The sequence below is a fragment of the Agrobacterium sp. CCNWLW155 genome (assembly GCF_036888815.1).
Taxonomy (GTDB): Bacteria; Pseudomonadota; Alphaproteobacteria; order Rhizobiales; family Rhizobiaceae; genus Agrobacterium; species Agrobacterium radiobacter.
This window is the reverse complement of the sequence record NZ_JBAKFW010000003.1, coordinates 400,732-426,756: the sequence shown is the minus strand read 5'-3', so window position 1 is coordinate 426,756 and position 26,025 is coordinate 400,732. Positions and strand designations below refer to the sequence as shown.

General features: G+C 60.1%; 20 protein-coding genes. 12 read left to right on the top strand and 8 right to left on the bottom strand.

All coding sequences use genetic code 11. The features are described 5' to 3' along the window. Positions 1-6 precede the first annotated feature (6 nt). The 5 genes from V6S97_RS14430 to V6S97_RS14410 all read right to left on the bottom strand — a co-directional run bounded on the left by V6S97_RS14430 (position 7) and on the right by V6S97_RS14410 (position 8,253). On the bottom strand, positions 7-3,141 hold the full coding sequence (locus V6S97_RS14430; protein ID WP_111797184.1) for an efflux RND transporter permease subunit: 3,135 nt from the start codon (positions 3,139-3,141) through the stop codon (positions 7-9). Positions 3,142-3,152: 11 nt separating this feature from the next. Further along, positions 3,153-4,343, bottom strand: a complete 1,191-nt coding sequence (locus V6S97_RS14425) for an efflux RND transporter periplasmic adaptor subunit (RefSeq protein ID WP_003506580.1) — start codon at positions 4,341-4,343, stop codon at positions 3,153-3,155. Positions 4,344-4,619: 276 nt separating this feature from the next. Beyond that, the gene (locus V6S97_RS14420; RefSeq protein ID WP_112278631.1) at positions 4,620-6,122 is read right to left on the bottom strand and encodes a sensor domain-containing diguanylate cyclase; all 1,503 of its coding nucleotides are present in this window, start codon (positions 6,120-6,122) and stop codon (positions 4,620-4,622) included. Between the two features lie 168 nt (positions 6,123-6,290). Further along, entirely contained in the window at positions 6,291-7,115 is an 825-nt protein-coding gene (locus V6S97_RS14415; RefSeq protein WP_035213010.1) for a bifunctional allantoicase/(S)-ureidoglycine aminohydrolase, read from the bottom strand. A gap of 91 nt (positions 7,116-7,206) precedes the next feature. Beyond that, positions 7,207-8,253 (bottom strand): class I SAM-dependent methyltransferase, encoded by a 1,047-nt coding sequence (locus V6S97_RS14410; protein WP_003506575.1) that lies wholly within the window; start codon positions 8,251-8,253, stop codon positions 7,207-7,209. 316 nt (positions 8,254-8,569) lie between these two features. Between V6S97_RS14410 and V6S97_RS14405 the strand changes: the two genes are divergently transcribed. Further along, positions 8,570-10,564 carry a putative bifunctional diguanylate cyclase/phosphodiesterase gene (locus V6S97_RS14405; RefSeq protein WP_060726853.1) on the top strand — a complete coding sequence of 665 codons (1,995 nt, stop codon included), beginning with the start codon at positions 8,570-8,572 and terminating at the stop codon, positions 10,562-10,564. A 33-nt stretch (positions 10,565-10,597) separates the two neighbouring features. Here V6S97_RS14405 and V6S97_RS14400 read toward each other — a convergent pair whose 3' ends face one another. Both V6S97_RS14400 and V6S97_RS14395 read right to left on the bottom strand, forming a co-directional pair. Continuing rightward, entirely contained in the window at positions 10,598-11,674 is a 1,077-nt protein-coding gene (locus V6S97_RS14400; protein ID WP_162691901.1) for an Ldh family oxidoreductase, read from the bottom strand. Between the two features lie 90 nt (positions 11,675-11,764). Further along, positions 11,765-14,467, bottom strand: coding sequence for a DNA translocase FtsK (locus tag V6S97_RS14395; RefSeq protein WP_111834115.1), 2,703 nt, complete (start codon positions 14,465-14,467; stop codon positions 11,765-11,767). Between the two features lie 375 nt (positions 14,468-14,842). Between V6S97_RS14395 and V6S97_RS14390 the strand changes: the two genes are divergently transcribed. From V6S97_RS14390 to V6S97_RS14345, 10 genes are all read left to right on the top strand, one after another. After that, positions 14,843-16,453, top strand: coding sequence for an ABC transporter substrate-binding protein (locus V6S97_RS14390; protein ID WP_112278627.1), 1,611 nt, complete (start codon positions 14,843-14,845; stop codon positions 16,451-16,453). A 9-nt stretch (positions 16,454-16,462) separates the two neighbouring features. Continuing rightward, positions 16,463-17,452 (top strand): ABC transporter permease, encoded by a 990-nt coding sequence (locus tag V6S97_RS14385; RefSeq protein WP_112278628.1) that lies wholly within the window; start codon positions 16,463-16,465, stop codon positions 17,450-17,452. Continuing rightward, positions 17,449-18,279: an ABC transporter permease gene (locus tag V6S97_RS14380; protein WP_112278629.1), complete on the top strand. Its 831-nt coding sequence runs from the start codon at positions 17,449-17,451 to the stop codon at positions 18,277-18,279. Before V6S97_RS14385 ends, V6S97_RS14380 begins: the two co-directional genes overlap by 4 nt. Beyond that, a complete protein-coding gene (locus tag V6S97_RS14375; protein ID WP_060724703.1) occupies positions 18,276-19,079 on the top strand; it encodes an ABC transporter ATP-binding protein in 804 nt (267 codons plus the stop codon). The genes V6S97_RS14380 and V6S97_RS14375 overlap by 4 nt, the downstream gene beginning before the upstream one ends. Continuing rightward, a complete protein-coding gene (locus V6S97_RS14370; protein WP_003506558.1) occupies positions 19,076-19,855 on the top strand; it encodes an ABC transporter ATP-binding protein in 780 nt (259 codons plus the stop codon). The genes V6S97_RS14375 and V6S97_RS14370 overlap by 4 nt, the downstream gene beginning before the upstream one ends. A gap of 9 nt (positions 19,856-19,864) precedes the next feature. Further along, positions 19,865-20,983: a pyridoxal-phosphate-dependent aminotransferase family protein gene (locus V6S97_RS14365; protein ID WP_065695019.1), complete on the top strand. Its 1,119-nt coding sequence runs from the start codon at positions 19,865-19,867 to the stop codon at positions 20,981-20,983. 164 nt (positions 20,984-21,147) lie between these two features. Further along, positions 21,148-21,336, top strand: a complete 189-nt coding sequence (locus tag V6S97_RS14360) for a hypothetical protein (protein WP_003506556.1) — start codon at positions 21,148-21,150, stop codon at positions 21,334-21,336. A 66-nt stretch (positions 21,337-21,402) separates the two neighbouring features. Next, on the top strand, positions 21,403-21,909 hold the full coding sequence (locus V6S97_RS14355) for a helix-turn-helix domain-containing protein (protein ID WP_060724972.1): 507 nt from the start codon (positions 21,403-21,405) through the stop codon (positions 21,907-21,909). After that, positions 21,906-22,310: a VOC family protein gene (locus V6S97_RS14350; protein WP_003506554.1), complete on the top strand. Its 405-nt coding sequence runs from the start codon at positions 21,906-21,908 to the stop codon at positions 22,308-22,310. The genes V6S97_RS14355 and V6S97_RS14350 overlap by 4 nt, the downstream gene beginning before the upstream one ends. 38 nt (positions 22,311-22,348) lie before the next feature. Beyond that, positions 22,349-22,576: a hypothetical protein gene (locus V6S97_RS14345; RefSeq protein ID WP_003506553.1), complete on the top strand. Its 228-nt coding sequence runs from the start codon at positions 22,349-22,351 to the stop codon at positions 22,574-22,576. Between the two features lie 140 nt (positions 22,577-22,716). Here V6S97_RS14345 and V6S97_RS14340 read toward each other — a convergent pair whose 3' ends face one another. Further along, the gene (locus V6S97_RS14340) at positions 22,717-24,528 is read right to left on the bottom strand and encodes an IlvD/Edd family dehydratase (RefSeq protein WP_003506552.1); all 1,812 of its coding nucleotides are present in this window, start codon (positions 24,526-24,528) and stop codon (positions 22,717-22,719) included. A gap of 521 nt (positions 24,529-25,049) precedes the next feature. Between V6S97_RS14340 and ytfQ the strand changes: the two genes are divergently transcribed. Beyond that, complete coding sequence (gene ytfQ, locus V6S97_RS14335; RefSeq protein ID WP_003506544.1) at positions 25,050-26,009, top strand: galactofuranose ABC transporter, galactofuranose-binding protein YtfQ; 960 nt, start codon at positions 25,050-25,052, stop codon at positions 26,007-26,009. The last annotated feature ends 16 nt before the right edge of the window (positions 26,010-26,025 follow it).

Here is a 26,025-nt window from a genome sequence, read left to right as displayed (position 1 = left end):
CACGTTTTATTCCGCCGGCGATACGGCGTCAGCAGCAATCTCTTTCTCCTTCTTCCGATCCCCGAAAATCTTCATGACAAAGACGAAGAAGACGGGGACGAAGAAGATCGCGAGGATCGTCGCCGAGATCATGCCACCCAGAACGCCGGTGCCGATGGCATTCTGGCTCGCCGCACTCGCACCGGAGGCGATCGCCATTGGCAGCACGCCGAGCGAGAAGGCAAGCGACGTCATCAGGATCGGCCGGAAGCGCAAGTGCGCCGCCTCCACCGTCGCATCATAGGTGGATTTTCCTTCCGCCCGCAAATCCTTCGCGAATTCGATGATCAGGATCGCGTTCTTTGCGGACAGGCCGATGATGGCGACGAGGCCCACCAGGAAGTAGACGTCGTTCGGCATGCCGCGCAGCATGACAGCCGCCACCGAGCCGATGACGCCAAGCGGCACCACCAGCATGACGGAGAGCGGAATGGACCAGCTTTCGTAAAGCGCTGCCAGCAGAAGAAAGACGAAGAGAACGCTGAGCCCAATCAACGCCGGCGCCTGCGAACCGGACTGGATTTCCTGCAGCGACTGCCCGGTCCATTCGAAACCGAAACCAGCAGGCAATTCGCTCGCCAGACGCTCCATTTCGGCAATGGCGTCACCGGAAGAATAGCCCGGTGCGGACTGGCCGCCGATACGCACAGCCGGATAGCCGTTATAACCGACCACCTGCGAGGGACCGCGCACCCATTCCACCGTGGCAAACGAGCTCACCGGCACCATGCCGCCATTGGCATTACGGACGTTGAGGTTCAGGAGATCCTCCGTCTTCATGCGCTGGCCCTGCTCCGCCTGCACCGTCACGCGCTGCATGCGGCCGGCATTGGGGAAGTCGTTGACGTAGGACGAGCCCATATTGGCCGAGATGGTGGCGTTGATATCGCTGAAGGTGACGCCGAACGTATTGGCCTTCTCACGGTCGATAATGAGATTGACCTGCGCCGCATCCGGCATGCCTTCAATGCGAAGGCCGGCAAGGATGGGGCTCTGACGGGCAGCGGCCATCAGTTGCGCACCGGCGGCGCTGAGAGCTGCCTGTCCCGCGCCCGCGCGATCCTGCAGGCGGAAGGTGAAGCCGCTGGAATTGCCGAGGCCCTGGATTGGCGGCGGCGACAGCGCAAACGACATGGCGTCCGGAAGACCCCACAGCTTGGCATTGACGCGCGCCGATATGGCGGCGGCGGAATCACTCGGTCCGCGTTCGCTCCAGTCCTTCAAGGTGGCGAAGGCCAGACCGGCATTCTGGCCGGAGCCGGAGAAGGAGAAACCCGAAACCGCAATCACACGATCCACCGCCGGCTCTTCCATGAAGATCTTTTCGATCTGCTGGATGGATTGCAGCGTACGATCACTGCTGGCTTCCGCCGGTGCCTGAATGTCAACAATCAGGTAGCCCTGATCTTCGTTCGGAAGGAACGAGCTCGGCAGTTGCATATACGCCCAGCCGAGGCCGACCAGCAACGCCGCATAGATGACCATGAAGCGTCCGGAACGCTTGATGATGCTGCCGACGGACGAGGAATATTTGTGCGAGGCCTTGTCGAAGCCGCGGTTGAACCAGCCGAAGAAGCCTTTCTTCTCATGGTGCCCGGCCTTGATGGGCTTCAGGAACGACGCGCAGAGCGCCGGCGTGAGCGACAGGGCGAGGAAGCCGGAGAACAGGATCGACACCACCATGGTCAGGCTGAACTGCTGGTAGATGATGCCGACGGCGCCCGGGAAGAAGGCCATGGGCACGAACACGGCTGTCAGCACCAGCGTGATGCCGATGATCGCGCCGGAAATCTGGCCCATCGCCTTGCGGGTGGCCTCCTTGGGCGACAGATGCTCTTCCGCCATGATGCGCTCGACATTCTCAACGACGACAATCGCGTCATCCACCAGAATGCCGATGGCGAGAACCATGGCGAACATGGTCAGAACGTTGATCGAGAAACCCGAGACATACATGATGGCGCAGGTGCCGAGCAGCGCCACGGGCACCACCAGTGTCGGAATGATCGTGTAGCGGATATTCTGCAGGAAAACGAACATCACCACGAAGACGAGGATGATGGCCTCGAGCAGCGTGTGAATGACCTTCTCGATCGAAATCTTGACGAAGGGGCTGGTGTCATAGGGAATTTCGTATTCCAGACCCGGCGGGAAATACCGCGACAGCTCCTCCATCGTGGCGCGAACGCCCTCGGAGGTCTGCAGCGCATTGCCGGTGGGCGAAAGCTGTACGCCGATAGCAGCGCTCGGCTTGCCGTTCAGGCGGCTCGAGAAGTTATAGCTTTCGCCGCCCACTTCCACGCGCGCGACGTCGCGCAGCCGGACGGATGAGCCGTCCGGATTAGCGCGCAGCACGATGGAACCGAATTCTTCCGGCGAGGTGAGCTGACCCTGCACGTTGACGGTTGCGGAAATCTGCTGGCCGATGGGATTTGGCGATGCACCGATGCGGCCGGCGGCAACCTGCGAGTTCTGTGCCTGGATGGCGCTGATGACGTCGTTCGATGTCAGGCTGAGGCCCAGCATCTTGTCCGGGTCCATCCAGATGCGCATGGAGCGCTGGGTAGCGAACAATTGCGCGCTGCCGACGCCGGGAACGCGGCGCAACTCCCCCAGAACGTTGCGGCTGAGATAATCACCTAGACCGATGGCATCCGTGTTGCCGTCGACGGAGGTGAGCGCCACCATCATCAGGAACGACGTGCCCGCCTGCTCGACACGCAGGCCCTGCTGCGTGACTGCCTGCGGAAGGCGGGGTTCAACGCGCGCAATGCGGTTTTGAACCTCCACCTGGGCTTCACCGATGTTGGAGCCCGGCGCAAAGGTGACGTTGATGGAAATGCGACCTGAGGATTCCGACGTCGATTCGAAGTAGATCAGCCCGGGAACACCGTTCAGCTCTTCTTCGATGGGACGCGTGACGCTCTGGTAAATATCCTCCGGCGACGCGCCAGGATAGGTGGTCGAGACGGAGATCTGCGGCGGGGCGACATTCGGATATTGCGCAATCGGCAGCATGGGAATGGCAAGCAGGCCCGCGAGCATGATGAAGATGGCGACGACCCAGGCAAAAATGGGCCGATCGATGAAAAAACGTGCCATGAAATCGGTCCTTATTGCTTCGCAGCGGGAGCCGCGCTCTCACTGCCGGCGGCAGTGGCGACATCGGCCTCATCAGACCACGGTTCCGGCTTCACCTTCGCGCCCGGAGCGGTCTTCTGGAAACCTTCGGCCACGACGCGGTCGCCATCCTTCAGGCCCTCGGAAATCACCCAGCGATCGCCGACGGAGCGGCCGACGCTGACGCGACGCTGCTCGACCGTGTCTTCGGCGTTAACGACAAGCACGCTGGCCTGACCGCCGGCATCGCGCTGAACCGCCTGCTGCGGCACGGCGAAGGCCGCTTTCTGGATACCCTGCTGAATCTGCACGCGGACATACATGCCCGGCAGCAGATCGCCGTTCGGGTTCGGGAATTCACCGCGCAGCGTCACCTGACCAGTTGTTTCATCCACCGCGGCTTCAGAAAACAGCAGGCGGCCCGGAACGGGGTAGCGGCTGCCGTCATCGAACAGCAGGTTGACTTCGGCTTCGTTCGGGCCGGTCATCAGCTTGCCATCCTGCAGGGCCTTGCGCAGCCGGATGAGATCGGCGGCCGGCTGGGTGAAGTCGGCATAGATCGGATCAAGCTGCTGGATCGTCGCCAGATTTTCCGAGCCGGTGGCGCTGACGAGTGCGCCTTCGGTAATACGTGCGCGACCAATCCGGCCGCCGATCGGGGCTTTGACATCGGCATATTGCAGATTGAGCTTCGCTTCCGCGACGCCGGCTTCGGCCACGGCTACCTCGGCATCGGCCTGCGCCAGCTGGGCGATGGCATTGTCGAATTCCTGCTGGGAACCAACATTGGACCGGCGCAGCTGCTGCTGCCTGTCGGCGGTCTGCCGCGCCTGAAGCTGCGCGGCCTGCGCCCGGCGCAACGTGCCTTCGGCGCTGTCGACACGCACCTGAAACGGCGCGGGATCGATCCGGTAGAGAACATCGCCTTCCTGCACCAGCGAGCCCTGTTCGAACACCCGCTCCACGATGATGCCGGAGACACGCGGACGCACTTCGGCAAGCCGCGTCGGCGCAATGCGCCCGGGCAATTCGTTGGTAATGGGAAGCTCTTCCTGCTTCACCGTCACGATCTTCACGGCACCGGGCGGCGGCGCGCCGGGCGCTGAGGCCTGCTCATCGCTACATCCGACCAAAACGATGCCTGTCAACAACACCGCCGCGATCTGCCTCAATCTCTTCGCCATACTGCGCTCCGAATCCATAAAAAAGGTCACATTTACATACATACTAAGACGTATGTAAAATTTGGCAATGAAATTGTTGCAGTGCAAAAGCTGTCTCACGCGCTTGTGAAGGCGTGAGACGGCTTGGAAACGGGAATGGCTATTGCAGAAATCGGGAAGGAGGACCGCCCTTGCGGGAAGCGCCTGTGGCGGCAGTGAACCTGCGCGTGGCCATATCGCCAGAGCATCAAACGGAAATGGCGCAAACGGGACGGCAATGTGCCGTTTCCCGCCCGCTTAGAACAGACGCTTCAGCGAGGTGGCTTCCGGCGGACCGTTCTTCGTCGTGTCGCTATTATCGGCGGATCTGTTGCGCAGGGCCGCATAATAGGCGTTCTTCTGCTCGTACATATTCATATCGGCGCGGCGCACCAGCGATTCCATCGTCTCGCCGGCCTCGCTGGTCGCCACACCCAGCGACAGGCTGAGCGGCGCGCTGGAATAGAACTGGTTGTTGATCTTCATTAACTCATAAACGGTTTCGACCATGGCGGCGGCAACCTGCTTGTCGGCGCCGGGAAGAAGGATGGCGAATTCGTCACCGCCGATGCGCGCGGCATGGTTCGGCGCGGTCACGACGCCGTTCAGCACCTCTCCCATGCGCCGCAACAAAGCGTCACCGGCATCGTGCCCCAGCTTGTCATTGGCGTCCTTCAGGCCATTGAGATCGATGACGATCGCAGAAACCGGCCTGAGCGCGCTGCGCTCCAGCCTGTTCAACTCATCCGAATAGAAGGCGCGGTTGTGCAGCTTGGTCAGCACATCGTGCTTGCCGAGATATTCGAGATAGGCTTCAGCCTTCTTGCGCGCGGTAATGTCCGTCAGCGCCACCTGCACCAGCGACCAGTCGTGCTCATGGCCCGGAAAAACGGAAAAATGCAGGAGAACGTGCCGCTCCGAACCGTCAAGCGCATAATTCACCACCTCGCGATGGTGGTTGAGATTGCCGTTCCAAAGCTCCATCAGCTGTTCGCGGAACGGCTTTTCCATCTCGCCGCGGAAAATATCGCCAAGCCGCTGCAACAGAACCTGCCGGTCCGGCGCGCAGAACAGGTCGAGCGTCGCGCGGTTGACGTCGATGACGCGAATTTCGCTCATGCATTGCCGCACGAATTCGGGATGAACATCCATGAACACGCGGAAATCGATGATGCCGCGCTCCCTGACCTCCTCGATCAATCGCCGCACCCGGCTGAAATCTTCCACCCACAGGGAAACGGGCGAATGTTTGAACATGCCTTCGGCGTAACGGCGGTTGAGACGCTCCTTGCGGCGGGCCTCCTCCCGCTCCGTCACATCCTCGGTGGTCAAAAGCAGCCGTCCGAGTGTTTCTTCGTGGCCGGGGATGACCGCGCCGCGCAACTGAATATCCAGCCGCTTGCCGCCGATTGAATAATTGACCGCGTTGCTGGTGAATTCCGTCTTGCCCGCCCAGAGTTCGGAAAGCTCGTTCACATGGCTTTCCAGCATGTCGTCACGAAAAATCCGGTGCAGATTGTCAACGAGATGAGCCTGATCACGCGCCTCGAACAGCTCCAGCGTCCTGGCGTTGACCTTGATCACACGGATTTTCTGGGAGCAGGCCGCAACCCTTGATAAATCTTCGAGAAGAAACGTCCTGATATCCTCGACGCCCTGCGACCGCCAGATATCGAACTGGCTTTTCACGTCGCTGAAATCTTCTATCCACATCGCCACGGGCGCGAGGTTGAAGATGTTGGTATCGATCGTCTCACTCATGCGGGCATTCTTCTTGAGGTAAATGCGGATGAAGGCCGAAAGGGTGCGGGGCGGCAATGGCCGCCCGCATCACCGGATTTATTAGAGATATTCGATTTAACGCAAGCATTTATCGCGCAAACCTTCGGATTGCGCGATAATTCCCGGGTTCTGTGACTATGATGCCCGTTACCAGAGCTTCACGTGCCGGTTCACATCCTTGTAGAGCAGGTAACGAAAGCGGCCCGGTCCACCCGCATAACAGGCCTGCGGGCAATAGGCGCGCAGCCACATGAAGTCACCCGCCTGCACTTCCACCCAATCCTCGTTCAGCCGGTAGACGGCCTTGCCTTCCAGCACATAAAGGCCGTGTTCCATCACATGGGTTTCCATGAAGGGAATGGTCGCGCCCGGCTCGAAGGTGACGATGTTGAGGTGCATGTCGTAACGTACATCCTCCGGATCGATGAAACGGGTCGTTGCCCATTTGCCGTCCGTGTCGGGCATGGGCGAGAGAGTGTTTTCATCTTCATGCGTGAAGATCACCGGCGGCGGCTCCAGACCCTCGACCGCCTGAAACGCCTTGCGGACCCAGTGGAACTTGACAGGCGCCTTGCCCGAATTGCGAAGCTGCCAGCGGGAGCCGGCAGGCAGGAAGGCAAAGGAACCCTCTCGCAGGCCATGCTGCACGCCTTCGAACTCCACGGTCATTTCGCCGTCAACGACGAAGATCGCCGCCTCGGCCCGTGCGTCCGGTTCCGGCCGGTCGCTGCCGCCGCCGGGCTGCACCTCAACGATATATTGCGCGAAAGTTTCGGAAAAACCCGTCATCGGCCGGGCGATGATCCAGGCCCGGGTGCCGGTCCAGTGCGGCAGCACACTTGTCACGATATCGGACATGACGGTTTTGGGGATGACCGCATAAGCGGTCTTGAACACCGCCTTGCTCGACAGAAGTTCCGTCTGTCCCGGCAAACCGCCCATATCCGAATAATATCTCTTCATTTCAGCCATTCCATCCTGCAACGCATTCGGCGCGGATTCTTAGGCCCGCGACGAGGTTTAAGCAAATAGTTATTGGCAAGCAGAGACTGGCCGAAGGATGTCACGCCTTCTTACGCATCGTTGCGTAAACGATATTGTGGTTCTCCCCGAAGAACACCTCCGCCTCGATGCTGGAAGGATCAGCGCTGGCATTGACGATCCGCCACATATCCGCCTTGGAGCGCAACAGCAGCGCCCAGTTCATGAAGGTCTCCATGTAACCGTCGACGACGATGTCTTCCGAGAAATTGGCGAAGAGGAACATGCCGCCGGGTTTCAGCATCTCCATGCAGCGCCGCGTGAGCTTGATCGCCACACGGTCGTTCAGATAATCGTAAAGACCGGCCGCATAGACTAGGTCGAAAGTGCCGAGTTCCTGCGTGCGCAGCACGATATCGCGCACGGAACCGTCGATCGCCTCGATGCAGCTACCGTTAAAATCCCGGGCGACGGAACCGACGCTCAAGGGATCCTGATCGAGCGCCACCCAGCGCTTGATCCCGCCCTCTTTCAACGCCATGGACGCATCCGCCTCGCGCAGATGGCCGGACGCGATGGTGAGGATTTCCGTCTCATTGCCGTGCCGGGCTGCAGCCTCGTCAACGAAGCGTGTCAGCAAATCGCGCCGCTCGCGCACGGCGACCGAGGAACTGGCATCCTTCGTATAATCGTAAAGGGCGGCACCTAGCGGCGTAGCCTTCTTCACCAGTTCGGCAACACTGTCGTGACCATAAATGAAATCGAGCAGCTGCGCATCGCCCGAATAACCCCGCGGCTTTTCGAAAGACCACCGCGTGAACGGGTCCTCCAGAAAATGGCTCGAAACGGGGTGATTCTGTACCAGCGGAATCAGTTCAGCCCACACGCTGGAGTGGAGATTTTCCCGCAGGCCATGAAGTGCGCCCGCCGTTCTATGTATTATCTCACGCGCCGAAACACGATTGTCGAATTGCTGTTGTGCCAATTCGAGAATGAGCGCCACCTCTGCTTTCGCAACTGCGAACTGCTCATCGAATGTTTCCGTCCTGCGTGCAAAAATCTCTTTTGCGACAGTATCCGGGGTAATCAGACTTGCCCCGTCAAGATTTTTCTTCTTTACCCGCACCACTTCAGCCTCCAGTATTAACACATTGTTAACTATACGTTTCTGGGAGACGGAAGGCCACTCGCTTTCGATTTTTGCGCGGTGTAGGGATACATTAGTAGATTAGCGTATTTTTTTGGTCACACTCGTGAGTACGGGAGAAAGCAGATACGCGATTTAGTGAAACTTAATGTTGCGAACGTATGATGCGTTCTTCCTTTCCATGGTCTCCGCCCACATCGGCGGAGATCGACGGGAACCCGCACTGGGTGCGACAGCACACGGAAAAGTGGAATAAGCAGTTACTTAATAAAGTATACGCAACACTATGGGAAAGTGCATGAAGCACACATTGGGAGAGGTGAGTGGACAGCAAGACTATCGGCGGCCGGACTCCCGGTTTTCTGATGAACTTCTTGCCCTTTACCAGCAGGAAGGTGAGCGCAGCCGCCGTGGTTCAATCCGACGGGGCCTGTGGACCGCTGTTTTCATCTATCTGCTGTTTGCCGCAACCGACATCATTCTGATACCCGATGTCGCATCTTACACCATTCTCGCACGCTTCGCCGTCGTCATCTCATCGCTGCTGACGCTGGAAATTCAGCTGCGCAATGGCGCCAGCACTGCGGCGCTTGATCTTACCTGCGCTACCGCTCTCGTCATGGGCTATATCGGCTGGCTGTTACCTTCGCTACTGACCGACAATACCGAAAACATGTCCTACTACATGGTTTTCGGGGCGATCTTCATGATGGGCGCCAATCTGTTTTTCACCTTCCGCTTCCACCTGTCGCTGGTGTCTTCAGGCATTATTCTCGTTACCTATTTTCTGGCGGCGACGCAGTTTCCCGAAGACAGCTTCTACAAGTTCGCCTTCGGCACCTTCTACATATCCTGCTTCGTCTTCACCTCTTACGTGAACTGGAACCTGAACCGGGAACGCTACCACGTCTTTGTGAACGGGCTGGAGGCAAAAGCCCAACAGAAGGCCGCGGACGAACGTGGCCAGGCGCTGCTGCGGCTGTCCAATACCGACTCCCTGACGGGCCTGCAGAACCGCCGCGCCATTGATCATCATCTGCGCCTTCTGTGGGACAATTGGATCAGGAAGGAAGAGGGCTTTGCCGTTTTTCTGATCGACGTCGACTTCTTCAAGAAATACAACGACCGTTACGGCCATCAGGAGGGCGACAAATGCCTGATGACTGTTGGCACCGCCCTGCAGGATGCCATCACCGAACACGGCGCCTCAATCGGCCGCTATGGCGGTGAGGAATTCATCGTGCTGGCGCCGTTCAAGTCCAAGCAGCAGGTTGGCGAACTTGCCGAGACGATCCGCCACACCGTTGAAAACCTGTCGCTCGCCCATGACCAGCGCCGGGACGGTACCTTCATCGTCACTGTCAGCATCGGTGCGTCCTTCACCCGCCCCAATCCGGACGGCAAGCTGGAAAAGATCATCAATGAAGCCGACCGCGCGCTCTATATTGCCAAGGGCAACGGTCGCAACTGCATGAAGCTGTTCGATCCCGATGATCCGCAGACCAGCGACGAGACGGAGAACATTGCCGCCCTGCTGAAAATCGCCATCGCGGAAAATCTCGTTTCCCTCGTCTACCAGCCGATTCTCAACATCTCGACCAACGAGACCGCGGGGGTCGAAGCGCTGATGCGGCTTCGCCTGCTGGACGGGAACCCTGTTGCACCCGGTATTTTCATTCCGATTGCCGAGCGCACCGGCACGATCATGGAACTGGGCCTGTGGACCATCAAGACCGTCTGCAAACAGATACTGGCCGATGACAAGGTGGCTGTCGTCAGCGTCAACGTCTCGCCGATGCAATTGAAAAATCCGGGTTTTGCCACCTCGGTCGCGGCCATTCTCGTGGAGGCCGGCATTGCCGGCAACAGGCTCGCCTTCGAAATCACTGAAGGCGTCGACATGGAAATGCATTCGGACGTGCTGCGGTGTCTGAACGACCTGAAGACGCTCGGCATCAATATCTGGCTGGATGATTTCGGAACCGGTTTCGCAGGCCTTTCGTGGCTGCGCATGACGGATTTCGATACCGTCAAGATCGACCGCTCCTTCCTGCATGACAGCAAGACCCCGCGTGGCCGGGCAATGCTGCAGGACATGATCCGCCTCATCCGCAACCGCGGCCACAGAATCCTGATCGAAGGCGTGGAGACCGAGGAACAGCTAAGGCTGGTGCGGCAGATGGAGATCGATTACGCGCAGGGTTACTATATCGGTCGCCCCGTCGTCGCCGAAAGGCTGGGCCCGGCCGCCACCGCCTATCCGCACCCGAACATGCTGCTGCGCCCCGCCTGACTCTGGGCTGAAGGCGGAAAGCCGCAGGCAGATTTAATGATAGGCGGGCGGGCTAACCGAGAATCTTGCCGCGAGCTCCGAGAACGCCTCCCGCGTGACGGGATCGACAGGAGCCCCTTCCCTCTCCCGTTTTGCGGCCACCGCCCACTCCCGGTCACCCGGCGCCATGACCTTGCAGTCTTCCCGCGCCGGTGATTCCCGCAGGACCTCGAGATAACGTTTCATGCCCTCATCGAAGACTTCCCGCTCCAGGAAGGCTTCCGGCTTCAGCGCCAGAACGAAGGCCCCAAGCCCGCGCGGCGTGGCAAAATCCGGCCCGCCCATGGGAGCGATATCAAAGCTGAGTTTCATGCCTGTCAGCACAGCGCTGAAAATCTCCACCATTCCCGCAAGTGCCGCACCCTTGAACCCGAACTCGCCGCCGACCGGGGCAAGCATTTCAACGGCATGCGGATCGCGCGTATCGACGCCGTCTCCGTCAGAGGCAACGCCTTGCGGCAGCTGCTGGCCGAGGCTCCGGTAAAGCAGAACGCGATTATAGGGCACCGCGCTGGTGGCCATGTCCAGCAGCCAGGGCATGTCATCCGCTGCCGGCACGCCAATGGCGATGGGGTTGGTGCCGTGGAAACGCATGGCGCCATCATGCAGGCGCACGAAACTGTCCGAATTGCAGAAGGCGAGGCCGATATAACCCTGTCGCGCGGCTTCCAGCGCATAGGCGCCGGCCGGGCCGAAATGTGAGGAGTTACGGATCGCCACCGCGCCGATGCCGAATTTTTCCGCAAGCGACATGGCGCTGTCCATGGCCGCATAGGTGGCGCGGGCGCCATGGGCGTGGTCGGCATCGATCGTTTCCACTGCGCCGAAGCCGGAAACACGGGCTATCTGCGGTCGCCGATTGAGACGCCCGCCTTCGAGCGCGGTAATATAATGGGCAAGCAGGCGAACTCCATGGCTGTCCACACCGAGCCTTGTGCCATGCATCATGGCGCGTGTCGCCGCATCGGCCGTTTCGTCATCAGTGCCGGCGGCCAGGAAAACGGCGCGGCAAAACCGCTCCAGCTCATCCAGCCTCGCCAGGACGTTGGTTTTTTCATTGCTGTGCGCCATGAGGGAATCCTCCCAATTCCAGAATCCATGCCGCACAAGCTATTCACGGGGCGCGTTTTTGCAATCGAATATCGCAGCCCGAAGGCTCAATCAGTCTTCCGCCCCCACGGCGTCATAGGAAGAGCGTTCGCCGGCGATGATCGCGCGTTTGCCGACATGGTTGGCAGGCCCGACAATGCCTTCCTGCTCCATGCGCTCGACGAGCGAAGCGGCGCGGTTATAGCCCACGGACAGGCGGCGCTGGATATAGGATGTGGAGCACTTCTTGTCGCGCATCACCACCTTGACAGCCTTCTCGTAGAGATCATCGCTATCGTCCTCACCCATGGCGGACTTGTCGAAAACAGCGGTTTCCTCTTCCACCTCTTCGTCGGTCTCGTCGGCGTCTTCGGTAACGGTGCCGAGATATTCCGGACGTCCCTGCGTCTTCAGATGCGCGACCACCTTTTCCACTTCCTCGTCGGAAACGAAGGGGCCGTGGACACGCGCGATGCGGCCGCCGCCCATCATGTGCAGCATGTCGCCCTGACCGAGCAGATGCTCCGCGCCCTGTTCGCCAAGGATGGTGCGGCTGTCGATCTTCGACGTCACCTGGAAGGAGATGCGGGTCGGGAAGTTGGCCTTGATCGTGCCGGTGATGACATCGACCGACGGGCGCTGGGTTGCCATGATGAGATGGATGCCGGCGGCGCGCGCCATCTGCGCCAGACGCTGGATCGCACCTTCGATTTCCTTGCCCGCGACCATCATCAGGTCGGCCATTTCATCGACGATGACGACGATGTAAGGCATGGCCGTGAGGTCCATTTCCTCCTGCTCGTAAACCGCTTCGCCGGTGGCGCGGTCAAAGCCGGTCTGCACGTTGCAGAACACCGTCTCGCCCTTGGCCCGGGCGGCAGCGGCTCTTGCATTATAACCATCGATATTGCGCACGCCGAGACGCGACATCTTGCGATAACGGTCTTCCATTTCGCGCACGGCCCATTTCAGCGCCATGACCGCCTTTTTCGGATCGGTGACCACAGGCGTCAGCAGATGCGGAATGCCGTCATAAACCGAAAGCTCGAGCATCTTGGGATCGACCATGATCAGGCGGCACTCTTCCGGTTTCAGGCGATAGAGCAGCGACAGGATCATGGTGTTGATGGCAACCGACTTGCCGGAGCCGGTGGTGCCGGCGACAAGAAGGTGCGGCATCTTCGCCAGCTCGGCGATGACAGGTTCGCCGCCGATGGTCTTGCCGAGGCAAAGCGCAAGCTTCTGGCGGGTTTCAGCGTAGTCGGTCGCTTCGATCAACTCGCGCAGATAAACCGTCTCACGCACGGGGTTCGGCAGTTCGATGCCGATGACATTGCGGCCGGGCACAACGGCGACACGTGCCGAAAGCGCCGACATGGAGCGGGCGATATCGTCCGAGAGGCCGATGACGCGCGAGGACTTGACGCCGGGGGCGGGCTCGAACTCATACAGCGTGACGACCGGGCCCGGGCGGACATCGATGATCTCGCCCTTGATGCCGAAATCCTCCAGCACGCTTTCGAGAAGTCCGGCGCTCTGCTCCAGCGCTTCCGGCGTCATGGTCGTGGTCTGCTGGACGCGGGCTTCCTGCAGAAGATCGATGGAGGGGTATTCATATTCGCCTTCGGCAAAGACCGGCGCTTCGCGAAACATCGGCTGCGAGGCCTGGATGGGCGCGCGGACGGTGAAACGCGGCTCGGCCGCAATTTTCTCCACCGGCTGAACCTGCTCCACAGGTCTCTGTGTCTCGACAACCATCGGCGCCTCCGCCACCGGCGGCGGCGCGATTTCCGGTTCAACGACCTGGATGGGGGCCGGGATGGCGGAATGATGCACACCGATTTCGCGGTAAAGCCTGATCGCGGAACCGCCGGGCACGGTGACAACAGGAGGCTCGGACGAAAGTACGATCGCAGCGGCGGCGGGCGATGCAAAGGCGACCGGCGCGACGACAGCAGATGCCGTGACCGAATTTGCAAGAACGGCACGCGCGGACGCAGAGACGCCCTCGCCGACACTGCCCGGCAGATCAAGCGTCATCACTTCCCAGAACAGCTCATCCGGCAGATGGGCGGCGAAAGCCGGAATGACGGCCTGCGGCGCGGTGGCCTGAACTGCACCGACAGCGGGCTCGACGGATTGCGGCTGAACCGGCGAGAATATCTGCTGCGCAGGCGCTTCTGCGGCTACGGAGATCTCCGTCTGAACCGGCATCCGGGCAGCGGCAGCCGCCTCTTCCGCCTGCTTGCGGGCAAGCTCCAGCCGCAATTTATAGGTCAGCGCCCTGGCACCCCGGGCATCCGGCGGCTGCGGCAGAAATGGCATGCGCGGCGGCATCATGCGCTGCTCCGCCGGCTTTACGTCCGGTTGGGAGACAGGAGCAACCTCCTGCTGCACAACCTGTTGCTGCTCCACCGCTTCCGGCTCCACTACTTCAGGCGGAGCCACAACCGGGACTTCCTCTTCCGGAATATTGGGTGTCTCGACCGGCATACGCCGGTTAAAGGCGCTCTCCGGCGTGCGGGTGAAACGCACATTCGGACCGAGAACAAAAGCATTCTGCCAGCCCGGCATTTCGGCACGGCCTTCTATGGCGTCGGCTGCGCTGACATCGGCATTCGGCCGGGGTGCCGCCCCCTTCATCGCCGCCGTCTGCTGACCAGCAACCGACTGGCCGCCGGCATGACGAGCCTTCTCGCTCCCCTCCCCTACGCTATTGGACGAATTCTGGAATCTGGATCGGGAGAAGCTCATGGCAGCGTGCACACTCATCATAAACGTACATATTTCGGTCTCCCTGAAATAAAAAATAAAGGTTAATTACCCCTTTCCAAACGAGGTCACCGAGGCAGATTTTCACTCCGTGCACAGGCGGTGCACCGCACACGTGACTGAGGGCGCGGCATTCCAACCATCTAATTTTATTGCGCTATATCAAATTTTCAGGGCGTCACCGAAGGCAAGAAGGTAAGGTGAGAAAAGCGCATTATCGCCGGAAAGCATATTGTTTCCGCAAAGGCCCGCGCAACGTAAAATCATTGCTGTAAAGCCCGCGAATTAACGTGGACACTGCCGAGGTTGCAGTCTTAAGATCGGCCGGCCGCGGACCAAGCGGAAAGGCCCGCCCAGCCCTCATTTCCGGAGTGAATCATGTCGCCTGTCCACCTGTCCCGCCGCTCGCTTCTCAAGACCTCGCTTCTTCTTGCCGCAACCACGGGGCTTGCGGGCATCGCCGCTGCACAGCAGGCGACGCCCGGCGGAAGGCTGATCGTCGCGGCCGATTCGGAGCCGAAAAACCTCAATCCGGCGATCGTCGCCTCAAACGGGGTGTTTTATATTGCCAGCAAGATCATCGAGCCATTGGCCGAGGCCTCCTTCAACGGCCAGGACGGCCTGGAACCGCGCCTCGCAACCGAATGGGCGGGATCGGATGACGGGTTAAGCGCCACCTTCAAGCTGCGCGAGGGCGTGACCTGGCACGATGGCAAACCCTTTACCTCCGCAGACGTGGCCTTTTCGGCGCTCTCCGTCTGGAAACCGTTGCAGAATCTCGGACGGCTGGTCTTTGCCAATCTCGAGAAGGTGGACACGCCGGATGACCACACGGCGATCTTCCGCTTCTCCAAGCCAACGCCGTTCCAGCTCATCCGCAACGCGCTGCCGGTCGTCACCAGCGTCGTGCCGAAACATCTTTATGAAGGCACCGATATCGCCACCAACCCGGCCAATACCAAGCCGGTCGGCACCGGGCCTTTCGTTTTTGCGGAATACAAGCCCGGCGAATATTATCGCCTGATCCGCAATCCGAATTATTGGGGCAAGAACCAGCCGCAGCTTGATGAGATCATCTATCGCGTCCTGCCGGACCGGGCGGGTGCGGCTTCCGCGCTCGAAGCAGAGGAAATCCAGCTTGCCGCCTTTTCCGCCGTGCCGCTGGCAGATCTCGACCGTATCTCGAAGGTGGCAGGCATCAAGGTCATAGCCGATGGTTACGAGGCGCTGACCTATCAGCTGGTGGTCGAAATCAACCATCGCCGCAAGGAACTCGCCGATCTCAAGGTCAGACAGGCCATCGCCCACGCCATCGACAAAAAATTCGTCATCGACAAGGTCTTCCTCGGTTACGCCACGGCGTCCACAGGCCCGGTGCCGAAAAACGCGCCGGAATTTTATACCGACGATGTCGAGACCTATGATTTCGATGTGGCCAAGGCCAATGCCCTGCTGGACGAAGCGGGTTATGCGCGCGGCGCGAGCGGAACACGTTTCTCACTGAAACTTCTTCCGGCACCCTATTTCAATGAAACCAGACAGTTCGGTTCCTATCTTCGTCAGGCGCTACAGGAAGTCGGCATTGATGCCGAGCTGGTCAATAATGATTCAGCCGCCCACCAGAAGGCCGTCTACACCGATCATGCCTTCGATCTCGCCATCGCGCCGCCGGTCTTCCGCGGTGATCCGGCGATTTCCACCACCATTCTCGTGCGTTCCGGCATTCCGGCGGGCGTCGGTTTCTCCAACCAGGGCGGTTACGAGAACAAGACGCTGGACGAACTAATCGACAAGGCGGCGGTAACGGTGGACACGGCGGCACGCACGGCGCTTTACAAGGATTTCCAGAAGCAGGTCACCGCCGATCTGCCGCTGATCAACGTCGCCGAATGGGGTTTCATCACGGTGGCACGCGATACGGTCAAACATGTCGCCAGCAATCCCCGCTGGGCCGTTTCCAACTGGGCGGATACGACCGTCGACACCTGAGGTCTCGCCGTGAAGCGTGCAACGACATTGCTGAAGCGAAGGGCAGTCAGCGCCATTCCGGTGTTGCTGATTGTTCTCGTCTTCACCTTCGTGCTGCTTGAAAATGCGTCCGGAGACGCTGTGGATGCCTATCTCGTCTCCATCGGCGGCGGCGATGCCGGGCTGCGGGATGTGCTTCGCGAACAATATGGGTTGAACGGTTCCGTGCTGGCCCGTTTCTGGCTCTATGCCAGCTCGGTGCTGCGGCTCGATTTCGGCTGGTCGCTTGCCTTCGACCGGCCTGTGCTGGGGCTGATCCTCGAGCGGCTGCCGAACACGCTTCTCCTGATGGGTAGCGCCACCACACTCGCCTTCATCCTCGGCACCGCGCTTGGCATCGTGGCGGGGGCGCGTCCCGGCGGGCTGACGGACCGCGTGCTTTCAACGCTTTCGCTGGCGCTTTACGCCACCCCCGGCTTCTGGCTTGGCCTCGTGCTGGCCATCGTCTTCGCCGTTCAACTCAAATGGCTACCCACCTCAGGCATAGAAACCATCGCCTCGGGCAAGCAGGGATTTGCAAGGGCTCTCGACATCGGCCGTCATCTCGTGTTGCCGGTGGCCAGTCTCGGCCTCATCTACCTGGCTCTTTTCCTGCGCGTCACGCGCACCGCCATGGCGGCGGTCTGGCCGCTGGATTTCGTGCTGTTCGCCAGATCAAAAGGGCTTTCCAAACGGCGGATCGTGCTGCGCCATGTCGCGCGCAATGCCGCTCTTCCGCTCGTCACCGTGCTCGGCCTGCAGGCCGCAACCATGCTGGGCGGCAGCGTGGTGACCGAAAGCGTCTTTGCCATTCCCGGTTTTGGCCGGCTGGCGCAGGAAGCCGTTAGCGGCCGCGACACGCCGCTTTTGATGGGCATTATTCTGACCAGCGCCGTCTTCGTCATCCTCGTCAATCTCGCCGTCGATATTCTCTATGCCGTTCTCGATCCGCGCATCGGCAGCGGGGAGCGACAGGCATGAGTTTCGCTCTCCGGCTGCTGCGCAGTTTCGAAGGCGCCACGGGCGCCATCATTCTGGTGCTGCTTGCCATGACGGCGCTCGCCGCACCCGTCGTTTTTCCGGGCGACCCGCTGGCCATCGTCGGCGAGCCCCTGATCGCACCCTTTACCGATGCCGCCCTGCCTCTCGGCACCGACCGGCTGGGCCGCAACGTGCTGGCAGAACTTGCCCATGGCGCGCAGGCCTCCCTGCTCGTCGGCATCGGTGCCGCCGCCGCCGCATTGGTTATCGGCACCGTCATCGGCACCATTGCCGGATTTGCCGGCGGCCTCGTGGATGAAGCTTTGATGCGCGTCACCGACGCCTTTCAGATCGTGCCGAATTTCCTGCTCGCACTCGCCTTTGTCAGCACCATCGGTCCCTCCATGCCCATTGTCATTCTCGCCATTGCGCTCGGTGCATGGGCTGATCCGGCGCGGCTGATGCGGGCACAGGTCTTGAGCATCCGCGAGCGCGATTATGTGCAATCCGCGCGCGCAGTCGGCATGCATCCGCTGGAGATTGCGTTCAGGCAGATCCTGCCCAATGCCCTGCCGCCGGTTCTGGCGCTCGCCGCCATCATCGTCGCGGCAGCCATCCTGACCGAGGCGGCACTGTCCTTCCTCGGGCTCGGCGATCCCAATATCGTCACCTGGGGTTCTATGATTGCCGAAGGACGTAACGTCCTGCGCTCAGCTGCGTTTTTGTCCGTCATCCCCGGCATCGGCCTTCTGGTCACGGTTCTCGGCGTTTATCTTCTCGCAGAAGGCATCAACAGGGCGATGGCGACAAGGAGGCAAGCGCCATGAGCGGCAATGCGCTGTGCCGGATCGACGATCTCAGCGTTTGTTATGCGACAGGCGATGCGCCTGCCTTGCAGAATGTTTCGCTGACCATCCGGCAGGGGCAGAGGCTGGCGATCATCGGCGAAAGCGGGTCGGGAAAATCCACGCTCGGCAGAGCCATTGCCGGGCTTCTCCCCGGCAATGCGCGCGTTTCCGGTGATATTTCCTGGAGCCGCGATAGCGGCCTGTTTCACGGCAGGCCGCTGCCGGGGCGCGATATCGGCACGATCTTTCAGGATACCGGCGCGACGCTAAACCCGGTTCTCACCATCGGCGAACAGGTGGCGGAAGGCGCCGTGCGGCATCTCGGCCTGTCATGGAGGCAAGCGCGCGATCTTGCCCGTGGCCTTCTGGAGCGGGTGCGGCTGCCGCATCCCTCCCATCTGCTCGCCACCTATCCGCACCAGCTTTCCGGCGGCCAGAGGCAACGCGTGGCGATTGCTGCCGCGATTGCCGCCAGTCCTTCGATCCTGATTGCCGACGAGGCCACGAGCGCGCTCGATACGGTCAGTCAGGCCGCCATCGCCACGCTGCTGGACGATCTGGTGCGGCAGGAAAACAAAACGCTGGTCTTCATCACCCATGATATCGGCCTTGCTTCCAGCCTTGCCGACGAGATCGCGGTCCTACGTGCGGGCCGGTTAGTGGAACACGGTTCGACACGGCGGGTGCTTTCCGCACCCACCCATGACTATACGCGTGCGCTGCTTGCCGATTATCTCGATCTCTCGACCCCGCCGCTGATCAGCGAGGCCGCGTCATGAACGAAGCCCTTCTGAGCGTCGACGGACTGTCGAAAACCTATCGCACCGGCGCAAGAACGGTGGCGGCGCTTTCCGACATCTCCTTTTCGCTTCAGCCCGGCGAGACGCTGGGACTTGCCGGTCCCTCCGGCTGCGGAAAATCGACGCTGGCGCGCATTCTGATGCGGCTGATCCCGGCTGACGAAGGCACGATCCATTTCAAAGGCCGCGACTGGCTGGCGCTTGACGGCGGGAAGCTTCGTGCCGCCCGCCAGCACATGCAGATGGTGTTTCAGGATACGCATGGCGCATTCAATCCGCGCGCGAGCGTCGAAGACGCCATCGGCGAACCGTTGCGCGTTCATCGCATGGCCGCAAGACGCGAGCGTGCAGCAGAAATACACCGTCTCCTCGACCGCGTGGGCCTGCCCGCCAGCTATGCCAGCCGATCGGTCTTCGAGCTTTCCGGCGGCCAAAGGCAGCGCGTCGCGATCGCGCGGGCCATTGCGCTCAAGCCGTCACTTCTCATTCTGGATGAAGCCGTCTCCGCGCTGGATGTTTCGGTTCGCAGGCAAATCCTCGAACTACTGGTGGAAATACAGCGGGAGACGGCCGTTTCCTGTATTTTCGTCTCCCACGACCTCGCAGTCATCCGCGCCGTCTGCCACCGCGTCGCCATCATGGAAGCGGGACGGATCGTTGAAATCGGCAGGACGGGAAATATCGTCTCGGCGCCGCAATCCTCGACCGCAAGAACACTGATCGACGCCGCACCGCGACTGACCATTACCACGTAAGGAAAAGACATGCCCGTTCCCGATTATGCATTGCTGCTCGACCCACCCGCTTTTCCTGCGGAGCGTTATGCCGTTCTTGCCGACCGGCTGGCAGCCTTGATGGGCACGAGGAACGACGTCCTTCTCATACAGGCGGAAGCCGTGCTGGCGCTCGAGGCAGCAGCGACAAGCCTTGCACGACCAGGCCTGCGGGCGCTCAACATCGTTACCAGCCCCTATGGCGCGTGGTTCGGCGGTTGGCTGGAAAGGGGTGGCGCGACGGTGCGCAACCTGACGGCCAGCCCGGCAAAGCCGGTCACACTGGAGGAGGTGGAGCAGGCGCTGGACGAAGGGCCGGATTTCGATCTTCTCGCCATCGTCCACGCGGAATCGGCAAGCGGCATTCTCAACCCTCTGCCCGCCATCGCCACGCTCGCTCGGCAAAGGGGCATCGTGACCCTCGTCGATGCCGTCGCGTCCATCGGCGGACATGCCTTCGAGGTTGACCGGCTGGGCATCGATATCGCCGTCATCGGCCCGCAAAAGGCGCTGGCCGGGCCGGCCGGGGTTTCCGCGATTTCCGTCAGCGAAAAAGCGTGGGAGCTTCTTTCGCACGAGAATGCGTCCGACAACTCCATGCTCTCGCTTATGGACCAGAAGAAACTCTGGCTCGATGCCGGCCGCGGAGCGCTGCCCGGAACGCCCGCTCCGCTGGAATTCTATGCCCTGGAGGCCGCACTTGACCGGATAGAGGCGGAAGGTCTGGCATCTGCCAATGAACGCCACGAAAGGGCGGCCGCGGCCACCCGGAACGGCATCAGGGCGCTCGGTATTCCAACCTGGGTGAAGGAGGCGCACGCCTCCGCCCTCGTTTCCACAGCAATCCTGCCGGATACCGTCGAAGCCAAGGCATTCCTCGCCGCTGCATCCCAAAAGCATGGCGCGGATATTTCCGCCGGGGTCGGCCCCGGCGCGGAACGGCTGATAAGGCTCAACCACACCGGTCGACGGGCGCATCCGGAGGCGGTGAAAGCCAATATCGTGGCCTTCTCCAGTGCCTTGAAAAGCCTCGGCCATGCCGCAGATACCGATTCCGCGCTGGAAGCGAGCGAAAAAGCCTATTCTGACGCCGATCCGAACCGCGTTTGAAGGTGGCGATAAACATTCATTGCGCAAAATCCGGCAGCAGTGAAACGTCAGTCACGACATTGTTGTTAAAAATGGTAGACAAATTCCTCGGTCAATCTTGACGAAATCATGGCAACGCGCGAAACTTAACACACCGTTAACTCGCGTGAAGAAGGGAACTGGCCATGGTAGCAGGGTTCAACATGCTCTCCTTTGACCTCTTTGGCATCGGCCGAAGGATGCCCGTCGTCAATGAGCGGGTGGAGACCGAGTTTCAGGACAAAACGCCGCGCAGACCGGACGACGAGTCGCATGACGACGACCGCGATCAGGAATATGAACTGTTCTTCTGGTCGCTTTATCCGGTGATCTAGGAGGTTTCGGTAGCCTGCCGGGCATGAAACTTGCCAAGGGCCGCCGGTTCATTCAATGATTGGCGCATGCGCCGGTCCGGAAATGATAAAAACTCTGCAAACAGAGACTTGAAACTGCTGCGCCGTCTTCTGCGCGCCAGGGATCATATGGATGCCGCCGCCCATGAGGCGTGGCCTGTTTCACGCCTTGCCAGTGTCAGCGGCGCCTCGCAGGCCCATTTCGCAAGATCGTTTCGCGATGCCTTTGGCATACCCCCTCACCGCTATCTACTGACCCGCCGGGTGGAGCGCGCCGTGGCGCTTTTGCGTGACACCGATCTTCCTATCATCGAAATCGCGTTGCAGACCGGCTGGAACAGCATCGGCACATTTGGCCGTGTTTTCCGCGATGTGACCGGGGAAAACCCGAGTGAATTGCGGCGACGGATGCGGCTTTCGCCTGCCGATCTCGAGCAGGTTCCCCATTGCTTCGTCAGCGCCGCAAATCGCCCTCATCTTACAATCGCAGTTTCGGAGAAGCGCCGACGAACGAAAAGCGCTAGGCACGACGAGCGAAAGGGAGATATCTCATGAAAAATGGTGTTCAAGTTGTCGGGCTTTACGTTCATGATCAGGACGAAGCGCTGCAATTCTACGTCGAAAAACTTGGATTTCGTGTGCACACCGACGCGCGCAACGGCGATTATCGCTGGTTGACCGTGCAGCACCCGGACCAACAGGATTTCCAGCTGGGCCTGTTTCGGCCACAGGCTCCGACCGTTGACGAGGCGACGGCGCAAAATCTGAACGAAGCCGTGGCCAAAGGCGCGATGCCGCCGCTGGTTCTGGTGGTCGAGGATTGCCAGAAAGCCTTTGACGTGATGCACAAACGCGGCGTCGAATTCACCCAGGAACCGATCGCCCGCTACGGCTCGGTGGATGCGAGCTTCCGCGATCCTTCCGGCAATGGCTGGAAGCTCGTTCAGGCCCGCTGAAGCGCCCATGTGTCACATTCCATCATGGATGCTTTTTCTTGGGGGCGACTTTGATCTTGCGAAACTGGATAAGGCAGAGCCATCGGTGGCTGGGCATTCTGCTGACCATCACCATTCTGGCGAACTTCATCTCGATGGCTTTCGGTCCGACGCCATCGGTGATCGTCTATGCTCCGCTGTTGCCGCTGACTTTGCTTATTTTCAGCGGGCTGTACATGTTCTTCCTGCCATATCTGGGAAAGCCGCCAGCCCCATCGGGGAAGTAGGCAGATAAGCAACGAAACTATCATGCTCTTCGGCCGCCCGCAAAGTTTACGCGGTTGCGGAGCACGGTATTTTAAAATGCTTCAGCCCCGGGTTTTACCCCGGGGCTGATTAAAAAGCGGTCGGCCGAAACGGCCTTGCCTTAGTGGTTGTCGCGCGGCAGGCCCTTGGTCTGGGCGATGCGCTGATACTTCACGGCCGGTTCCAGAACCGCGCCGGTTTCCATCTGGCTGACGATGCCACGCTGGATTTCCTGCCATGGCGTCTGATGGTCAGGGAACTTGTAACCACCCTCGGCGGAAAGCGCTTCGTAACGCTTGGCCAGTTCCTCACCTGATATCAGGATATCGGCCTTGCCGCGACCCACATCGATGCGAACGCGGTCACCCGTCTGCAGGATGGCGAGACCGCCACCGGCCGCAGCTTCCGGGGAAGCGTTGAGGATGGACGGGCTGCCCGATGTGCCGGACTGGCGGCCATCGCCGATGCAGGGCAGCGAATTGACGCCTTCCTTCAAGAGATAATCCGGCGCGCGCATGTTCACCACTTCCGCTGCACCCGGATAACCGATCGGGCCTGCACCGCGCATGAAGAGGACGGTGTTGGCGTCGATGCCGAGCGACGGATCGTCGATGCGGTGGTGGTAATCTTCCGGACCATCGAACACTACGGCGCGGCCTTCGAAGGCCTCCGGATCGTTCGGGTTGGAGAGGTAACGGTTGCGGAATTCTTCCGAAATCACGCTCGTCTTCATGATGGCGGAGGAGAACAGGTTGCCGCGCAGAACGCGGAAGCCTGCACGCTCCTTGAGCGGCTGGTCGTAAGGACGGATGACCTTTTCGTCTTCGATGATGGCGCCACGGCAGTTGTCGCCAATGGTCTTGCCGTTGACGGTCATCGCGTCTTCCTTGATGAGCCCCTGGGTCATCAGCTGGTTGACGACTGCCGGAACGCCGCCGGCATGGTAATAGTCCTCACCGAGATATTCACCTGCTGGCTGCAGGTTGACAAGCAACGGCACGTCTTCGCCATAGGTCTGCCAGTCATCGACGGTCAGTTCGACACCGACATGGCGTGCAAGGCCGTTCAGATGGATCGGTGCGTTGGTGGAGCCGCCAATGGCCGAGTTGACGCGGATGGCGTTGATGAAGGCATCCTTGGTCATGATGTCTGATGGTTTCAGGTCTTCCTTGACCATTTCGACGATACGCAGGCCGGTCAGGTAGGAGACTTCCTGACGGTCGCGGTAAGGCGCCGGAATGGCGGCCGAACCCGGAAGCTGCATGCCGAGCGCTTCGGCAAGCGAGTTCATGGTCGTTGCCGTGCCCATGGTGTTGCAATAACCGGTGGACGGAGCCGACGAGGCGACGAGCTTGACGAAGCCCTGATAGTCGATCTCGCCCTTGGCCAGAAGTTCGCGCGCCTTCCAGACGATGGTGCCGGAACCGGTGCGTTCGCCACGGAACCAGCCGTTCAGCATGGGGCCAACGGAAAGGGCAATGGCGGGAATGTTGACGGTGGCCGCCGCCATAAGACAGGCAGGCGTGGTCTTGTCGCAGCCGATGGTCAGAACGACGCCGTCGAGCGGATAGCCATAAAGCACTTCCACGAGGCCGAGATATGCGAGGTTACGGTCGAGACCGGCGGTCGGACGCTTGCCGGTTTCCTGGATCGGATGCACCGGAAACTCGATGGCGATGCCACCCGCTTCACGAATGCCTTCGCGCAGACGGTTAGCGAGTTCAAGATGGTGGCGGTTGCAGGGCGAAAGGTCCGAACCGGTCTGCGCAATGCCGATGATCGGGCGGTCAGACTGAAGTTCAGCCTGGCTCAGGCCGAAATTCATGTAACGCTCGAGATAAAGCGCCGTCATATCCGCATTGGCGGGGTTGTCGAACCACGCGCGCGAACGAAGCTTGCCTTGGGTTGCGGGCAGATTGTCGGATTTGGTCATGATGCGGTCTCCAGCCGGAAGTGGCCAACGGTAAAATATTACGAAATGCGACAAGCTTATGTTGTGCGCAAGGAAAATGGAATCAGCTTTCGGAGATCACGCATAACCGACAGTGAGAGCCCAGACGAGTAGGCTTGGGCTGCTCTGCGGCTTTAACCGAATATTTTTCGGCATTTACGGCCATCGCAGGATTGCGCAAAGGAATCTCCCTCCCTCTTTTGCCGATTGAACTCCGATCACAAGACCCAAAATTCCGGCAAAAATCATCTTCTTATTTGTATTACTATTAGACGCAGCCATATGCTGTCAAGCGCTATAGCGGTGTGAGCAGCAGCAGTGCCGGCTGTTCGAACCACAAAACATGAATCGTTTATCCATTTGATATTAATTGATATATTTCAAAATCCGAGACCAGATACACCATTCTGAAATTGAAATATGCGAAAATGCCTCTTTTCAAGAGTATTACTATATGCTCATAGTGTCTCCGTCACGCTGACATCATCTCTGGGAGGATTAAGATGAGAAAAGCTCTCGCGACAGTTACTGTCGCCGTTTCGCTGTGCCTTGCATCAAGTGTTTCCGCCAAATCGCTTACCGTCGGCTTCTCGCAGATCGGTTCGGAATCCGGCTGGCGCGCGGCTGAAACCACCGTCACCAAACAGCAGGCAGAGAAGCGCGGCGTCACGCTTAAATTCGCCGACGCGCAGCAGAAGCAGGAAAACCAGATCAAGGCCGTTCGCGGCTTCATCGCGCAGGGCGTGGACGCGATCCTGATCGCGCCGGTCGTCGCGACCGGATGGGATGCCGTGCTGAAGGAAGCCAAGGAAGAAAAAATCCCTGTCATCCTGCTCGACCGCCAAATCGAGGCTCCGGACGATCTTTACCTGACCGCCGTAACCTCCGATCAGGTTCATGAAGGCAAGGTTGCCGGCGACTGGCTGGTCAAGGACGTCGGCTCCAAGGATTGCAAGGTGGTGGAATTGCAGGGCACGACCGGCTCTTCGCCCGCCATCAACCGCAAGAAGGGCTTCGAAGAAGCCATTGCCTCGCACAAGAACATCAAGATCGCACGCTCGCAGACGGGTGACTTCACCCGCACCAAGGGCAAGGAAGTGATGGAAAGCTTCATCAAGGCCGAAGGCGGCGGCAAGGACATCTGTGCGGTCTACGCCCACAATGACGACATGGCCGTCGGTGCGATCCAGGCGATCAAGGAAGCCGGTCTGAAGCCCGGAACCGACATCAAGATCGTCTCCATCGATGCCGTGCCTGACATCTTCAAGGCCATGGCAGCCGGTGAAGCCAACGCCACCGTCGAACTGACGCCTGACATGGCCGGCCCGGCCTTCGACGCGCTCGAAGCCTATCTGAAGGACAAGAAGGCGCCAGCGAAGTGGATTCAGACCGAATCCAAGCTTTACACGGCATCTGACGACCCGATGAAGGTCTACGAGGCGAAGAAGGGTCTGGGTTACTGATACCCCATTCTTCGGA

Excerpts from the sequence above, each read along its gene's own strand:
- V6S97_RS14430 (WP_111797184.1), bottom strand. The coding sequence starts at position 3,141 with ATGGCACGTTTTTTCATCGATCGGCCCATTTTTGCCTGGGTCGTCGCC.
- V6S97_RS14425 (WP_003506580.1), bottom strand. The coding sequence starts at position 4,343 with ATGGCGAAGAGATTGAGGCAGATCGCGGCGGTGTTGTTGACAGGCATC.
- V6S97_RS14420 (WP_112278631.1), bottom strand. The coding sequence starts at position 6,122 with ATGAGTGAGACGATCGATACCAACATCTTCAACCTCGCGCCCGTGGCG.
- V6S97_RS14415 (WP_035213010.1), bottom strand. The coding sequence starts at position 7,115 with ATGGCTGAAATGAAGAGATATTATTCGGATATGGGCGGTTTGCCGGGA.
- V6S97_RS14405 (WP_060726853.1), top strand. The coding sequence starts at position 8,570 with ATGAAGCACACATTGGGAGAGGTGAGTGGACAGCAAGACTATCGGCGG.
- V6S97_RS14400 (WP_162691901.1), bottom strand. The coding sequence starts at position 11,674 with ATGGCGCACAGCAATGAAAAAACCAACGTCCTGGCGAGGCTGGATGAG.
- V6S97_RS14395 (WP_111834115.1), bottom strand. The coding sequence starts at position 14,467 with ATGATGAGTGTGCACGCTGCCATGAGCTTCTCCCGATCCAGATTCCAG.
- V6S97_RS14390 (WP_112278627.1), top strand. The coding sequence starts at position 14,843 with ATGTCGCCTGTCCACCTGTCCCGCCGCTCGCTTCTCAAGACCTCGCTT.
- V6S97_RS14380 (WP_112278629.1), top strand. The coding sequence starts at position 17,449 with ATGAGTTTCGCTCTCCGGCTGCTGCGCAGTTTCGAAGGCGCCACGGGC.
- V6S97_RS14375 (WP_060724703.1), top strand. The coding sequence starts at position 18,276 with ATGAGCGGCAATGCGCTGTGCCGGATCGACGATCTCAGCGTTTGTTAT.
- V6S97_RS14370 (WP_003506558.1), top strand. The coding sequence starts at position 19,076 with ATGAACGAAGCCCTTCTGAGCGTCGACGGACTGTCGAAAACCTATCGC.
- V6S97_RS14365 (WP_065695019.1), top strand. The coding sequence starts at position 19,865 with ATGCCCGTTCCCGATTATGCATTGCTGCTCGACCCACCCGCTTTTCCT.
- V6S97_RS14360 (WP_003506556.1), top strand. The coding sequence starts at position 21,148 with ATGGTAGCAGGGTTCAACATGCTCTCCTTTGACCTCTTTGGCATCGGC.
- V6S97_RS14355 (WP_060724972.1), top strand. The coding sequence starts at position 21,403 with ATGCGCCGGTCCGGAAATGATAAAAACTCTGCAAACAGAGACTTGAAA.
- V6S97_RS14350 (WP_003506554.1), top strand. The coding sequence starts at position 21,906 with ATGAAAAATGGTGTTCAAGTTGTCGGGCTTTACGTTCATGATCAGGAC.
- V6S97_RS14340 (WP_003506552.1), bottom strand. The coding sequence starts at position 24,528 with ATGACCAAATCCGACAATCTGCCCGCAACCCAAGGCAAGCTTCGTTCG.
- ytfQ (WP_003506544.1), top strand. The coding sequence starts at position 25,050 with ATGAGAAAAGCTCTCGCGACAGTTACTGTCGCCGTTTCGCTGTGCCTT.